Below are 15,078 nucleotides of genomic sequence, written 5' to 3'. Positions count from 1 at the left end.
AATGATTGATGTATGAAAGTTGTATTAGGCACAATGAATTTTGGACCACAGGTTGATTTATTTGAAGCCACAGATATGGTTCGATACTTTTTGGATCAAGGCAATGCTGAAATTGATACAGCATATGTGTATAATCATGGGGACACAGAGAGCATGTTGGGTAAAATACTTCCCAATTTAAACCGAAACACTTTTTCTATCGCGACCAAAGCCAACCCAAGGATCACAGGAAGACTTGACAAAGCAGCAATTCGGATGCAGTGCCATGAATCACTTGAACGAATGAAGCTTGATAAAGTGGATATTCTATACCTTCATATGCCGGATGCCAATACACCCATTGAAGAAAGTCTTGAAGCCTGTGCATTACTTCACGAAGAAAATAGCATTGGATCGGTGGGTTTAAGTAATTTCCCCGCATGGCTTGTTGCACATTGTTGGCATGTTTGTGATGAAAACGGTTGGCCAAAACCCATAGTCTACCAAGGGCTTTATAATGGAATCAGCCGCAAAGTAGAAAATGAATTATTTTCTTGTCTTCATGAATTCAAAATTAAATTCTATGCTTTCAATCCTTTGGCGGGTGGATTGTTGACAGGCAAGCAACTTAATTATGATGCCGATCCTGAAAAAGGAAGGTTTTCGAGGCTGGAAAGCTATAGAAAGCGATATTGGAAAAAATCTTATTTTGATGCCATTATGCATATCAGCAAGGAATGCAACGAATCAGGTATTAAGCCTGCAGAAGCTGCTTATCGATGGTTAGTTCACCATTCATTTTTGAATGAGGAATTTGATGATGCCATATTGATAGGTGCATCCTCAATGGAACAGTTTAAATTCAATTTAGAGGCCGCAAAATCAGATGATTTACCAGAAAATATAGTGGAGGCTTTCAACCTAGCATGGGAAAACGCAATGTTAGAAAGCCCTGAGTATTTTTATTACCATAATTCCAAGTAACCTCAATTTAATGGAGAATATCACAGATCAATTTGTTGACTATCTTTATGAAAAAAGCTATGCTATTCCTGATCTAAAAACAGCGCATCAAGCAAAAAGATGTTTATTGGATTATTTGAGTGTGGTTTATGCCGGAAAAGGGTTACTAGGAAATAAAGCGATCAAATTAATTTCTCAGTTTCCAAATGTCGATTCAGGATCACCGATCATCGGTTTTGGCATGAACAAAAGCCCAGATTCAGCGGCTTTCCTAAATGGGTTTGTTTCGCATGTTGCAGAACTTGATGACGGCATCAACTCTGGCATTGTACATCCTGGAACACCTGTTATATCCTCTTTGTTGGCAATCGCAAAAAGTAGAAACATCTCGGGAGAGCATGTATTGAAAGGAATCATTGCGGGATATGAAGCAACGATTTGCTTGGCAAACTCTGTCCAGCCCTTTCATAAGAAAAAAGGGTATCATGCAACTGGGACAATTGGTGCAGTTGGGGCTGCGGTGGGACTTGCGGTCATGACTGGTTCATCGAAAGAAATACTCAAAAATTCCATTTCTGCTTCTATTATCAGTGCAGGCGGCTCCTTAAAAGCAATTGAAGATGCTTCCCAGTTGAAACCATATAACGTTGGGAACGCTGCAAGAGCAGGTCTAACTGCATTTTTGATCGCAGAAGCAGGCATCGAAGGTCCGGACAATGCCTTGGGTGGATCCAGAGGATTTTTTGAAATGAAAGCTGGCAGTTACGATCTTGAAAAATTAATACCTTCACATGGTAATTATGCCATACATGATATTTATATCAAACCCTATGCTGCTTGTAGGTATTGCCATCCAGCCATTGAAGCCGCTATTGATCTGAGTATAAAACAAGATCTCCAAAATGTGGAAATCCAGAAGGTTACCGTTCGGACCTATGATTTGGCAGTTCATACCCATGATCACATTCTAGTACCCAATGTTTCCTCAGCAAAAATGAGTATTCCTTATTCAGTGGCAACTTCCATCTATAACAAAAAAGCTGGAATTAATGAATTCTCTGAAAAATTCATCCATGATGAAGCGATTAAGGTACTAACACAAAAAGTGATTGTAATTGCTGATCCGGAGTATTCTCAAGCCTTTCCTGAAAAAAGCATTGCGGCCCTTGAAATCGAATTAAACAGTGGGAAAATTTATTCTAATTTAGTTGAATTCCCTAAAGGTGAGCCTGAAAATCCACTGAGTGATCATGAACTTACCCAAAAATTTGTAGACTTAAGCAATTTTGCAGGTTGTCAAAAAGATAAAATCGAGAAAACCATTGATGCAATATGGTCAATTGAGTCAAATATTGACAGGCTTTATTTCTTATTAAACTAAAACACATGATTGATCTGAACAACTTTGCCAGGTTATTGAAAGACCATAATATTGAATTTCTATCCGGAGTTCCTGATACCTTATTGAATGATTTTTGCTTATATGTAGAAGAAAAATGGCCCCAAGAAAAGCATGTTTTGGCAGCAAATGAGGGAAATGCCATTGCGTTGGCTTCCGGCTATCATTTGGTTACAGATACCATCCCTTTGGTGTACATGCAAAACTCCGGCATAGGCAATGCCATTAACCCTTTGATATCCCTCACCCATCAAAGCGTATATGGCATCCCAATGATTTTACTGATAGGCTGGAGGGGAGAACCTGGTGTCAAAGACCATCCTCAACATACTAAGCAAGGACAACTTACTCCGATTTTAATGGATGATTTGGATATCCCTTGGAAAAAATTATCCCATAATTTTGAGGATGTTCAAGGAAGTATACAATGGGCCGTCGCTAAAGCAAGATCAATTGGTGGTCCCGTAGCGCTCTTGGTTCCAAAAGGGGTTCTGGAGAGAGGAGAAAAAAGTGGATTTGAAGATCGGACTGATTTAATGAGTAGGGAAGAAGCCATTCACTCAATAGTGGAAACGTTGCCTTCAGATACAATTTATGTGGCAGCAACCGGCAGAGCTACCCGTGAATTGTACGAGGTAAGAAGGCTAAGAGGTGAAGGGCATGAAAATGATTTTCTGAATGTGGGGGCAATGGGACATACTTCCAGTATCGCCGCGGGCATCGCACTTGGTCAAAAACAAAGGCTTGTGGTATGTCTTGACGGAGATGCCTCAGCAATTATGCATATGGGAGCCATGGCGGTAATTGGACAATCAAAAGGGCTTGAAAGTTTAATTCACATTGTTTTGAATAATGGAGTACATGAATCAGTTGGTGGACAAAACGCGGTTACCGGAAAAATAAATGTGAATGAAATAGCAAAGGATATGGGATATTCATGTGTTAAAGAAGTGATCGCGAATAAAAAGACACTTATCGATCACCTTGAGCATCTTTCCAACAATAGAGAAAAGGCAGCTTTTCTGGAGATTAAAATTAGGAAAGGCATGAGAAAAGACTTGCCGCCACTTGTAATTGTTCCACAGGAACAGAAAGAAAAACTGAAATATTCCTTTTTTAATTAATTCGGAAGCCTGATGGAGAATCAATCTGTTGCCATTGTTTTAGGGGGAACCTATCCGCACAAAAGTTTAATCAATAAATTAAAGGAACGGGATTATCATACCATTTTAATTGATTTTTTGGAAAATGCACCTGCCTTAATCAATTCAGACGAACATATTCGTGAAAGCACTCTTGATAAAGAAAAAGTCCTGGAGATATCAAAAGATAAACATGCTGATTTAGTAATAAGCGCCTGTATAGATCAAGCAAACGTCACAGCCTGTTATGTAGCAGAGCACATGAAATTATTTTCCCCATATAGCTTTAAAACAGCTCTGTTGGTATCCAATAAAACTTTAATGAAGAAGGTATTAATAGAAAATAATATACCTACAGCTAAATTTAAAACTTTTGAATCAATTGAGGCCATTGACGATTTAGAGTTGAGCTTTCCTTTAATTGTTAAACCTTCAGATAGTAACAGCTCAAAAGGTGTCAGAAAAGTTGATAATAGTGCTGAACTTTTGAATGCCGCCAATATTGCCTTTAAGATTAGCAGGGATGGGAAATTCTTAATTGAAGAATATATTGAAGGAAAGGAAATTGGTGTTGATTGTGTCATAAAAAATGATGATGTGCAGATCATCATGACCAGGGAAAGAAGAAAAATACTTTCTGATGAAAAAGACGTTCAGCAGATAATAGGCTCCTATTGGCCGGCAGATATTGATCAGCATGTATCAAAAAAAGCGCGAGAAATAGCAATAAAAATTAAAGATGCTTTTGGATTAAACAATACGATGTTTTTTATGCAGGCGATAGTTCGTGGCGATGAAATATTTGTAATTGAGTTTGCCCCTAGAGTGGGAGGGGGTGAGAATTATAAAATAATAGAAATGCTGACTGGAGTTGATGTCTTAAATGTATCCATACAATCTTTTTTGGGAGAACCCATCAATTATACCTATCAATCTCCTCAAACGAAATGTGCTGATATTTATTTATATGCCTATCCTGGCATACTTGATTCTATTGTTGGCCTCGAAGAACTGCAAGAAAACAAAATCATCGATTCGTACAGTTTGTTTAAGAATAGGAATTATCAGATCACTAGCGAAATGGCAAGCGGTAACAGATTGGGTTCATTTATTGTGTCAGGAGAGACCTTTTCAGAATTAGACAGTAAAATTGAGACAGCCATTTCAAAAATAAAAATATTGGATGACAAGAATGAGGATATAACTAAGAGAAGTATCTACATTCAATAACAGAGTAAATAATTACTATAACATCATAACCTAACTTATTTTTAATGCCATCATCAATAATTGATTCCATATACTATAAAGACATGTTTGGTACACCCTCTATGAGAGGTGTTTTCAGTGATGAAAACCGGTTTCAAAAGTGGTTGGATACAGAAGTAGCCCTGGCCAAAGCAGAAGCCGAGCTTGGGATTATACCAAATGGAATTGAAAACCTGATTGAGGATGCTGCCCGATTGGAAAACCTCAATTTGGAGGAGATGAAAGCAGATTTTGATAAAGTAGGTTTTCCAATTCTCCCTTTCGTTAAACAACTCAATAAAGCCTGTGATCCTGAAACGGCGAAATGGATTCATTATGGCGCTACTACCCAGGATATTTTGGATACAGGGACGGTGTTACAAATGAAGGAAGGATTGGAGCTTATTGAAAATGACTTAAAGGGAATAGTAGAAGCTTTGTCAGATTTAAGTACGGATCACATGCATACTGTCATGGCAGGAAGAACTTTTCAGCAACTTGCCGCACCCATTACCTTTGGTTATAAAACAGCAGTTTGGCTGGATGAACTGCTTAGGCATCAGGAAAGACTTAACGAAATTAAATCAAGGCTTTTGGTAGGTCAATGTGCCGGTGCAGTAGGGACCTTTGCCACCTTGGATGATAAAGGTTTGGAAGTACAGCGGATTATGATGGGATACTTGGGATTGGAAACGCCTTCCATCACTTGGCATACTGCAAGAGATAGATGGGCGGAGCTTGTGAGCTATTTTGCTTTGTTATCGGCCACTTTAGCAAAAATCGCAAATGAGGTTGCTATTTTGATGCGGTCTGAAATCGGAGAACTTAGCGAACCTTTTGAGGCAGGGAGAGGAGCTAGTACAACCTTACCGCAAAAAAGAAATCCGATTTCATGTGAACCTATTATCGCCATTGCACCAAGACTCAGAGAGTTGGCAGGAAGCCAATTGACTGCTATGATACAGGAACATGAAAGAGGGGTGGGACAAATGAATATTGAGTGGATGGTGATTCCTGAAGCCTTTGTATTGATGTCCGGGTCTCTTTTTCATTCTCGGTTTATATTGGAAAATTTGTGGGTAGGTAAAGAGACCATGAAAGCAAATCTGGAATTAGGAGGGGGATTGCTAATGGCCGAATCGGTGATGATGGGATTAGCTCCAAAACTGGGCAAAGCGGAAGCACACCATCTGGTCTATACTGCTGCATCCCTAGCTTTTGAAAATAAAATCAGCCTTAGAGATGCATTGTTAAAGGATTCCAAAATCATGGAAGTTCTCAACCTTAAGCAATTGGATGAGTTGCTTGATCCAATTAACTACGTCGGTGTTTCAAAATTGATGGTAGAAGAAGTGCTAAAAAAAAGTAAGAATTAATGGCGAAACGTTGGAAAATCAGACCTGATAATTCCACTTGGGGAGATTGGGGAGAGGAGGACCAATTAGGCAGACTAAACCTAATCAATGGCCAAAAAGTATTGCAGGGAATTGCAGAAGTAAAGGAGGGATTAACATTTTGTTTAAGTCTACCTTTGGACTATCCCGGAGGTCAAGTCATCAACAAAGTACGGTTCCCGCCGGTCTTGAAGCCAGTTATCCGAAATGATGCCCCTTACTTCAATTACATGTGGAACCAAAACGATCCCAACCATACCGATATCGGATCAGACGATGTGGTCCTTTTGCATACCCAATATTCTACCCAATGGGACAGCTTGGCGCATCGCGGAGCTTTGTTTGATGTTTTTGGTGATGGAAATCCCCAGCCGGTCTATTACAATGGCTTTAGGGCAGGGGAGGATGTAGTGATCAATGCCCAACATGAAACAGCAGCCAAAGCCTTGGGTATGGAAAACATGGCCGTTCATGGTGTGCAGGGAAGAGGGGTATTGGTGGATCTTTTTTCTGAATATGGTGAATTTCCCAGAAAGGAAGTGGGCTATGATGACCTGATGCGCATCATGGAGCGAGATCAAGTAGAGGTGGAAAAAGGAGACATCCTTTGCTTCTGGACGGGACTGGATCAGATGATCATGCGCATGAAAGGTAACCCTGATCCTTCCATCAAAGATGCCTGTGCCGTGATGGATGGCTTTGATGACAAATTGTTAAATTGGATTGTGGACAGTGGTGTTGCTGCAATAGCTTCTGATAATTTGGCTATAGAGGCCGTTGGAAAACAGGTGCCCAAAGGAAAAAAAGGCACCAACCTCCCCATTCATGAGCTCTGTTTATTTAGGTTAGGGGTGCATTTGGGCGAATTGTGGTTTTTGGCTGATTTGGCGAAATGGTTAAAAGCACACAGGAGATCAAGATTTCTTCTGACCGCACCACCCCTTAGACTTACTGGAGCCGTTGGTTCTCCAGTTACCCCAATTGCCACAGTGTAAACTTTTTTAAATCGATAATGAACTCAAAAAGAACAGATAGATATACCTATACCCCGCTTCCTGAACCAATTCCTATTACTGACCAAAACTGGCCAGAAGGTGCCTTACCGATAGTAAGTACCCGTACTATGGCTTACCTGCATCAAGATTATATTCGGGATTGTATTGAGGGAATTTTGATGCAAAAAACCACTTTTCCTGTTCAAGTGTTGATCCATGATGACGCCTCAACAGACGGTACACAGACGATAATTAAGGAGTATCAGCAGAAATACCCGAATTTGATTAAGGTTTATTTTCAGAAGGAAAACTCATACCGGCAAGATGGTCAAACCAAAACTGCCATGAGAAGAGAATTTTTTTCATGGATAAAGGGGAAATACATAGCGCTATGCGAAGGGGATGATTATTGGACTGATCCATTTAAGTTGCAAAAACAAGTAGATTTTTTGGAGAGATATGAGGATGTCATTCTTACTTACGGTAATGCTAAAATACAAGATTTATCAGGTTCCTATCATAAAAAAGATTTTTATTTAAAATCATTTAAAAGTCAAAAAATCTCCAAAGATGCTGTTTTTGGCCTAGGTGTTCCAACCTTAACAATGATGTATAGAAACATTGTAGAATTCCCGAAAGAACTTAAATTGACTAAAAGTGGCGACCAATTTATGCGGTTGTATTTATCGACTTTTGGTGATTTTTACAACCATGGGGAAGTCTTTGGAGTGCATAGAAAACATGACAAGGGAGTATCCCGTGTTTCTAATAAATTAGAGTGGAATCTAAACACAGTCAATGGCTTAAAAATGTTCATGAAATACATGAACAATAGCCAAAAAAGACATATAAAAGAGAAAATTTCAGAACACTCCATTTACAGCTTTTACCTTGCCATCTATGAAAAAAAAATTAAATCATCGTTTTTGATTTTGATGGGATTAATTGGTTCTCCACAATTTTACACCAGAAAATCGCTTGGGATATTTAGACACCTAGGAACACAAACTATTTTAAAGAAAAATTATAAAGTATTTGATATTTTTTAGAAATGCAGTTATTGTATAAGATATTTTTCCTTGATTTAGACTCAAAAAGCTTATTCCGTAGAGGCTTGATCCGTGTTATTAATTTATGGATTCCTATATATTATAAGGCGACTTCATGGTTAAAGGGCAATAGACTAAATAAAGACTTTAGTAGCAAAAATAATCTTACTATCGTTTCTTTAACCACTTTTCCCAGTAGAATTGAAAAAGTTTGGTTAACTATTGAATCAATTTTAAGACAGGCAGAACAGCCCGACAAGATATTGCTTTGGCTATATAAAGGAGAATTTGATGGATTACAATCGCTACCCGAAAATTTATTGAAACTTCAAACAAGAGGTTTGCAAATTTGCTTTTGCGATGAGAATTTGAAACCGCACAAAAAATATTTTTATACACTTAAAAATTTCCCTGAGGCGACATTAATTACCATTGATGATGATGTCATTTATCCACCCGATCTGATTGCAAAATTAAAAAGCTTTTATAAAAAATACCCACAATCCATCATCTGTACCGTAACAAGGAAAATTGAAATTTCGGAGAATCAAGTATCCCAATATAATGATTGGAAATATGAAAAATCGAATTCAAAACCTTCCTTTCTTAATTTGATTGTAGGGGTTGGAGGCACACTGTATCCTCCGAATTCACTTCATGATGAAGTATTGAATTTAGAAAACCTAAAGAAAATTGCGCTTACCGCTGATGATCTTTGGTTAAAAGTGATGAGTTTAAAAAAAATGACCAAAGTGGTTAGTATTGCCGGAGAGTATCCTGGGTTTTTTATTCCGATCCTTTTTAAAGACAAATACAAATTGGCTGATGAAAATGTTAACAAAGGAGCCAATAATTTAATATTTAAAAAGTTATTTGATTTTTATAATATAGATCTTAAGATTTTTAAGAACATAGATTAAGTCATTGCAAAATTTCACAATGATTTTCTACGGAAAAATTATAATGAAGTGAAGGTGCAAAGCATATAATTTTCTCAAATTTTTAATACAACCTATTAATGTATGATTCTAATATAGAATTTATACTAAGGAGTTTGTTCAACACCTATCCATTTTCGCTCACAATTAAAATAGTCCTGCTTAAAATCCACTTGTGATAATTATAATGCTTTTTTCCTTTTGGGAAGGCTGAAATAACATTTCATGAAGAAAAAAATATTAATTCTCTCCAGGTCTTTCTATCCAACCAATTCCCCTAGGTCCTTTAGAAGCACAGAACTTGCTAAAGCATTTGCCAAGCAAGGACATCAGGTGACTGTGCTTACCCCGAAAGATGAAAGTATTCATGCTGAATTTGAAAAAAAGCACAACATCCGGATCAAGGATCTGGGTAAACCCAAATGGAAAGCCCAGGAAATCAAAGGAAATAGAGTTATAAAATTATGGACTAGGGCGGTACGTCGATTCTCCAAATTGTGGTTGGAGTATCCTGATATTGAACTTTTGAATATGGTTAAAAATGCTCTAAAAAAGGAATCTGGATACGACCTTTTAATTTCTATCGCCGTCCCCCATCCTGTGCATTGGGGAGTAGCAAGGATTTGGGATAAACAGAAAAAAACCATTGCCAAAACCTGGGTGGCGGATTGTGGGGATCCCTTTATGGGGTCTGAGAATGATTCATTCAAATCCCCTTTTTATTTTAAATATGTGGAAAAATGGTGTTTTAATAAAGTAGACTACATTACGGTACCCACAGCAGGAGCCATTCCGGCTTATTATCCTGAGTTTCATAGCAAAATCAAAGTCATCCCACAGGGCTTTGATTTTCATGAATTTCCTTTGTATCCAGGACCCATTGAACATAAAGTACCCACCTTTGCCTATGCGGGCATTTTTATACCGGGAAGAAGAGATCCTAAGGAGTTTTTGTCCCATTTATTGGGGCAACAGGTAGAATTTAAATTCTATATTTATACCAAAAACAGAGAGCTAGTTGCCTCTTTTGAAAGCAAATCCAAGGGTAAAATTGTGGTGCTGGATTATATACCCAGAGAAGAACTGTTGTACGAGTTATCTAAGATGGATTTTTTGGTTAATTTTGAGAATGCCGGACCAAGACAAAAGCCCAGCAAATTGATTGATTACCTGATCGTGAAAAAACCCGTACTTTCCATCAAAACCGGAGCTTTAAACAAGGAATTGGTGGATGAATTTCTAATAGGAAACTATACCAATCAACTTAAAATCGAAAATCCTGAGCAATACAAAATTGAAAATGTGGCCCAAGCATTTACAAGTTTACTGAACTAAATGGGAACCCACTCAAAATATCTTCATTGGTCATTATTCCTGATCTGGCCTTTTGGCAGCTTTATGTATGCCATAAAGGCAAATAAGGCAGTATGGATGAAGAATATTCTGTGGGCTTTTATTATATTCTATGGCTATACTTTTGAAATTGGCAGAGAGAGTCAAGGTAGCGATATCAATCGGTATGTCGCCGAAATTGTTCAGTTGCATCAGCTTGAAATGGATTATGGGGTTGCGTTAAATTATTATCGGGATTCCGGTGAAATTGATATTTTAAGGACTTTTTTGGCGATTGTCATTTCCAGATTTACAGACCAGCAGAAAATAGTGACCGCAGTCTATGCCGTGTTTTTTGGATTTTTTTTCTCAAGAAATTTTGCCATTGTCTTTCATGAGCTAAAAGGTAAAATTAAACCAATTCCAAAACTTTTAATTTTATGTTTGTTTTTGGTGATTCCATTTTGGGATTTGGGGGGATTTAGAATGTGGACTGCGCTGCACATGTTTTTGTATGGATACTTGATGTTTATGCAAAAAAACAAAAGAGTAGGTTTGCTTATCTGTTTTTTCACATGGTTGGTCCATTATTCCTTTTTGTTTCCTCTAGCTATATTAATTGTATACCTAGTTGCAGGGAATAGGCTCAATATTTATTTTTATGCTTTCCTTTTTACTGTGTTTTTTGCCCAACTGGATATAGCTGTATTTAACTCTTATTTTGAACGATTTGCTCCGTCAGCAATCAATGAAAGATCCTCTAGTTATAGAATAGAAAAAGAAGAGGACAATTCTGCGGCAGCCGATGAGTTTTCACCAAAAGTTTCCGAAAAGGTCTGGTATGCTAGGTATTATAGACCTGCCCTTTTTTGGTCACTTAATATTTGCATGGTCTTCTTTTATTGGAAGTTTAAAGATGAAATTACCAGGGATGGATTTTATTTGAAATTATTTTCTTTTGCGTTTCTATTCTTTTCTTTTGCTAAATTATTGAGCAATATCCCTTCGGGAGGAAGATTTATGAATATGGCTGCTATGGTCAGCTTGATTCCTTTGATTTATTTTGTTCAAAACAGGTTGGATGAACGATCGATCAAGAAACTATTTTGGGTGCTGTCACCTTTTTTCTTCCTATTTATTGTAGTTACCATAAGAACAGGATTGTACACCATATCTGTAGCAACCATTACCAGTAATCCGATCGTCGCCCTTTTGTTCGGTACAGAATCCATATCCCTAAATGACATTATCAAATAATCCATGAACCATTTTTTTTCTAGAAACAGCCTAATCAACAGTTTAGGTTGGAAAACCAATCGAAAAATTCTTGTTATTGAAAGTGATGATTGGGGAAGTATAAGGACACCTTCGAATGTGGCATTGAATAATCTAAGGTCCGAAGGGATTCCAGTCGATCGATGCAATTACATGTTGAATGATGCACTCGAAAATGCTGCTGATTTGACTCGATTATTTGAAACGCTTGAAAAATTTAAAGATAAAAATGGCCATCCTGCATTAATTACAGCAAATACCATAGTCGCCAATCCTAATTTCGATAAAATAGAAAATAGGGATTTCAAGCAATATTTTTATGAGCCATTTACCAGTTCTTACTCAAAGTATCAGAGCCAATCTGATGCTTTTTCTACATTAAAAGAAGGAATTGAGAGAAAATTGTTTTGGCCTCAATTGCATGGTAGAGAACATGTGAATGTTTCCCGGTGGATGAGGGACTTGAAAAATGGTGTTCCGGAAACTAAACTGGCTTTTGACCATAAGTTTTCAGGAATAAGTTCTCATGTAGCCAAAGCAAAAAGGGGCAGTTATCAAGCGGCCTTTGACGGTGGTGACAGGGAAACCTCTTACGATAAATCAGAAATTTTGAATGACGCAGTTTCTTTATTCAAAAGCATATTTAATTTTTATCCCAAGTCATTTATTGCACCTAATTATATATGGGATGATAATATTGAACATGCGGCTGCTAAACAGGGGATACAATTTTTTCAAGGCACCAGAACCCAAAAACTACCAAAAGATTTTGGTGATAAATTGAAGACACAAAAACATTATTTAGGTCAAAAAAATCAATTAGGGCAGCGATATTTAATCAGGAACGCTTCATTTGAACCCTCACTTAACCCTAACCATGATGAGGTTTCTACCTGTGTTTCGTCGATTACAAATGCCTTTTTATGGAAAGTCCCAGCGATAGTCAGTACCCACAGGGTAAATTATATCGGGTCCTTGAATCCCTTAAATGCAGAAGATGGACTGAAAAAGTTGTCAGAATTGTTAAAGACTATCATCCAAAAATGGCCTGAAGTAGAGTTTATGACTTCAGATCAGTTGGGTAATTTGATTGAGAATAAAGTATGATCAGTTGTTTTGTGTCAGGTGACTTTTGTCCCAAAGGAAGAGTTGAAGAAACTGCCAAAAAGGGAAATTTTGATTTGTTATTTGGCAAGTTAGTTGATCAGATTAAAGGTAGTGATTTGGCCATTACCAATATGGAAGCTCCTCTCACTATCTCGAACAAACCTATTCTTAAAACAGGTCCCAGTATCAAAGTCCATCCCGATACCATCCATGTTTTGAAAAAAGGGGGATTTGATTTATTGACATTAGCCAACAACCACATCATGGATTATGGAGAAGAGGGTTTGGCCGAGTCCATCAAATCCATTGATGGAATTGGTTTAAAATCCATTGGGGCGGGAATAAACTTCGAGGAGGCGAGCAAACCTTACTATTTTGAAAAAAATGGATATGTTTTGGCGGTAATCAATTTCGCTGAAAATGAATGGTCTACTACTTTTAACCAAACTCCCGGAGCTAACCCGTTGGATCCAGTTGGAAATTACAATCAGATTCAATTTGCAAAAATGAAAGCGGATAAGGTTTTGGTTATTACCCATGGTGGACATGAACATTACCCTTATCCAAGTCCCAGAATGAAATCATTGTTCAGGTTTTTTGTTGATGCTGGGGCAAGTGCAGTGGTGAACCACCACCCCCATTGCATCAGTGGGTTTGAGTGGTACAAAGGTTGTCCAATATTTTATTCTTTAGGCAATTTTATATTTGATTACCCAGAGAGAAACCACCTTCCATGGAATATAGGGATGACAGTTCAGCTTCATTTCTCCGATGAAAAAACAAGAATTGAATTAACTACATTTGATCAGTGCAATGAAGAGATAGGAATTTTGGTCCATGATGAAATCCGAAAAGAGGAAGTGAATAATGAATTGAAAAAAATCAATGAAATTATTTCAGATGATTTGAAGTTAAAAAACGAATTCGATAAAATGGTTTTAAGTAAAGAGAAAACCTATAAAAATTATATAGAACCTATTGGGAATAAATACCTGAAATTTTTAATTAACAAAAAAGTTATCCCATCGTTTTTATCCGAAAAAAAGAAAAGATACCTGTTAAACCTAACCCGATGCGAATCCCATCGAGATATTCTGATATCAATTCTTGAAAGGTATGATAGGCATCAGTAACAGCGACAGGGGATTTAACCCAATTTGGATCAAATATTGTGAGGCAAATGGGATTCCATTTAAAAAAATAGATTGTTACAGCAATGAAGTCATGCATCAATTACATGGGTGCAAGGCTTTAATGTGGCACCATAGCCATAGTCATTCAAAGGACATAGTAATGGCCAAACAATTGCTGAATGCTTGCCAACAAGCGGGTATCACTGTTTTTCCTGATTTTAATACAGCTTGGCATTTTGATGATAAAGTAGGACAAAAATACCTGTTAGAAGCTATCCAAGCTCCCATCATTCCATCATTTGTCTTTTATGAAAAAGAAACAGCGCTCAAATGGATCATGGAAACAACCTTCCCAAAAGTTTTTAAACTTAGAGGGGGCGCCTCTGCTGCCAATGTTCGGCTTGTAAAAAATTCCAATGAAGCCCAAGACATAGTGAACAAAGCCTTTGGTTCAGGATTCAAACAGTACAATGCATTTGAAAACCTTCAAGAAAGGTGGAGAAAATTTAGGAAGGGTAAAGGCACCTTAACTGATTTGGCAAAAGGAGTCGCTAGAATTTATCAAGAGCCTGAATTTTCAAAAACCATGGGTAAAGAAAGGGGTTATGTTTATTTTCAGGAATTTCTCCCAAACAATGGCTATGATATTAGACTCATAGTCATAGGAAAAAAGGCCTATGGCATGAAGAGATTGGTTAGAAAAAATGATTTTAGGGCTTCTGGAAGTACAGAATTTGAATATGGAACCATTGATGATGAAGTATTGAAAATTGCCTTTGATGTGGCTGCAAGATTGCGTCTTCAAACAGTGGCTTTTGACTTTATCTACAACGAGGAGCAAAAACCCATGATTGTGGAATTAAGCTATGGATTTGGGACTACAGGTTCGAGCAAATGCAAGGGCTATTGGGATCAGAATTTATTTTGGCATGAAGGTGAATTTAATCCCCAAGGATGGATGGTTGATTTGGTATCGGAACAGATGAAAAATGATAGCAATAAGTAGTTTGACTAATATTTTAAGCAAATTTTCATCCTTTATTAATTTCAATAGATGAGAATTGCTTCTCGCAAGGATAAATTATTTTTTAAAATATCATTCCCCTTTCAAACCAATTGGTTTA

13 protein-coding genes are annotated in these 15,078 nt (G+C 37.4%); all 13 read left to right on the top strand.

Going from position 1 to position 15,078, the window contains the following annotated elements; all coding sequences use genetic code 11:
• Positions 1-12 precede the first annotated feature (12 nt).
• The 13 genes from H1A14_RS20650 (at position 13) to H1A14_RS20590 (ending at position 14,960) form a co-directional block, all read left to right on the top strand.
• Complete coding sequence (locus tag H1A14_RS20650; protein WP_194778203.1) at positions 13-963, top strand: aldo/keto reductase family protein; 951 nt, start codon at positions 13-15, stop codon at positions 961-963.
• Positions 964-973: 10 nt separating this feature from the next.
• A complete protein-coding gene (locus H1A14_RS20645; protein ID WP_194778202.1) occupies positions 974-2,323 on the top strand; it encodes an MmgE/PrpD family protein in 1,350 nt (449 codons plus the stop codon).
• A gap of 5 nt (positions 2,324-2,328) precedes the next feature.
• The gene (gene aepY, locus H1A14_RS20640; protein ID WP_194778201.1) at positions 2,329-3,465 is read left to right on the top strand and encodes a phosphonopyruvate decarboxylase; all 1,137 of its coding nucleotides are present in this window, start codon (positions 2,329-2,331) and stop codon (positions 3,463-3,465) included.
• A gap of 12 nt (positions 3,466-3,477) precedes the next feature.
• The gene (locus tag H1A14_RS20635) at positions 3,478-4,713 is read left to right on the top strand and encodes an ATP-grasp domain-containing protein (protein WP_194778200.1); all 1,236 of its coding nucleotides are present in this window, start codon (positions 3,478-3,480) and stop codon (positions 4,711-4,713) included.
• Between the two features lie 44 nt (positions 4,714-4,757).
• A complete protein-coding gene (locus tag H1A14_RS20630; protein ID WP_194778199.1) occupies positions 4,758-6,107 on the top strand; it encodes a class-II fumarase/aspartase family protein in 1,350 nt (449 codons plus the stop codon).
• Positions 6,107-7,120 (top strand): cyclase family protein, encoded by a 1,014-nt coding sequence (locus H1A14_RS20625; RefSeq protein ID WP_194778198.1) that lies wholly within the window; start codon positions 6,107-6,109, stop codon positions 7,118-7,120. Before H1A14_RS20630 ends, H1A14_RS20625 begins: the two co-directional genes overlap by 1 nt.
• Positions 7,121-7,137: 17 nt before the next feature.
• Complete coding sequence (locus H1A14_RS20620) at positions 7,138-8,169, top strand: glycosyltransferase (RefSeq protein WP_194778197.1); 1,032 nt, start codon at positions 7,138-7,140, stop codon at positions 8,167-8,169.
• 2 nt (positions 8,170-8,171) lie between these two features.
• On the top strand, positions 8,172-9,089 hold the full coding sequence (locus tag H1A14_RS20615; protein ID WP_194778196.1) for a glycosyltransferase: 918 nt from the start codon (positions 8,172-8,174) through the stop codon (positions 9,087-9,089).
• 243 nt (positions 9,090-9,332) lie between these two features.
• A complete protein-coding gene (locus H1A14_RS20610; protein ID WP_194778195.1) occupies positions 9,333-10,442 on the top strand; it encodes a glycosyltransferase in 1,110 nt (369 codons plus the stop codon).
• Positions 10,443-10,538: 96 nt separating this feature from the next.
• A complete protein-coding gene (locus H1A14_RS20605; RefSeq protein WP_194778194.1) occupies positions 10,539-11,696 on the top strand; it encodes an EpsG family protein in 1,158 nt (385 codons plus the stop codon).
• Between the two features lie 3 nt (positions 11,697-11,699).
• On the top strand, positions 11,700-12,821 hold the full coding sequence (locus tag H1A14_RS20600) for a hypothetical protein (RefSeq protein ID WP_194778193.1): 1,122 nt from the start codon (positions 11,700-11,702) through the stop codon (positions 12,819-12,821).
• Positions 12,818-13,954 (top strand): CapA family protein, encoded by a 1,137-nt coding sequence (locus tag H1A14_RS20595; RefSeq protein WP_194778192.1) that lies wholly within the window; start codon positions 12,818-12,820, stop codon positions 13,952-13,954. Before H1A14_RS20600 ends, H1A14_RS20595 begins: the two co-directional genes overlap by 4 nt.
• Positions 13,938-14,960 (top strand): ATP-grasp domain-containing protein, encoded by a 1,023-nt coding sequence (locus H1A14_RS20590; RefSeq protein WP_194778191.1) that lies wholly within the window; start codon positions 13,938-13,940, stop codon positions 14,958-14,960. The genes H1A14_RS20595 and H1A14_RS20590 overlap by 17 nt, the downstream gene beginning before the upstream one ends.
• The last annotated feature ends 118 nt before the right edge of the window (positions 14,961-15,078 follow it).

Origin of the sequence: Pararhodonellum marinum (assembly GCF_015354735.1) — a bacterium.
Taxonomy (GTDB): Bacteria; Bacteroidota; Bacteroidia; order Cytophagales; family Cyclobacteriaceae; genus Pararhodonellum; species Pararhodonellum marinum.
This window is presented reverse-complemented; position numbering and strand designations above follow the sequence as displayed.

Excerpts from the sequence above, each read along its gene's own strand:
- H1A14_RS20650 (WP_194778203.1), top strand. The coding sequence starts at position 13 with ATGAAAGTTGTATTAGGCACAATGAATTTTGGACCACAGGTTGATTTA.
- H1A14_RS20645 (WP_194778202.1), top strand. The coding sequence starts at position 974 with ATGGAGAATATCACAGATCAATTTGTTGACTATCTTTATGAAAAAAGC.
- aepY (WP_194778201.1), top strand. The coding sequence starts at position 2,329 with ATGATTGATCTGAACAACTTTGCCAGGTTATTGAAAGACCATAATATT.
- H1A14_RS20635 (WP_194778200.1), top strand. The coding sequence starts at position 3,478 with ATGGAGAATCAATCTGTTGCCATTGTTTTAGGGGGAACCTATCCGCAC.
- H1A14_RS20630 (WP_194778199.1), top strand. The coding sequence starts at position 4,758 with ATGCCATCATCAATAATTGATTCCATATACTATAAAGACATGTTTGGT.
- H1A14_RS20625 (WP_194778198.1), top strand. The coding sequence starts at position 6,107 with ATGGCGAAACGTTGGAAAATCAGACCTGATAATTCCACTTGGGGAGAT.
- H1A14_RS20620 (WP_194778197.1), top strand. The coding sequence starts at position 7,138 with ATGAACTCAAAAAGAACAGATAGATATACCTATACCCCGCTTCCTGAA.
- H1A14_RS20615 (WP_194778196.1), top strand. The coding sequence starts at position 8,172 with ATGCAGTTATTGTATAAGATATTTTTCCTTGATTTAGACTCAAAAAGC.
- H1A14_RS20610 (WP_194778195.1), top strand. The coding sequence starts at position 9,333 with ATGAAGAAAAAAATATTAATTCTCTCCAGGTCTTTCTATCCAACCAAT.
- H1A14_RS20605 (WP_194778194.1), top strand. The coding sequence starts at position 10,539 with ATGAAGAATATTCTGTGGGCTTTTATTATATTCTATGGCTATACTTTT.
- H1A14_RS20600 (WP_194778193.1), top strand. The coding sequence starts at position 11,700 with ATGAACCATTTTTTTTCTAGAAACAGCCTAATCAACAGTTTAGGTTGG.
- H1A14_RS20595 (WP_194778192.1), top strand. The coding sequence starts at position 12,818 with ATGATCAGTTGTTTTGTGTCAGGTGACTTTTGTCCCAAAGGAAGAGTT.
- H1A14_RS20590 (WP_194778191.1), top strand. The coding sequence starts at position 13,938 with ATGATAGGCATCAGTAACAGCGACAGGGGATTTAACCCAATTTGGATC.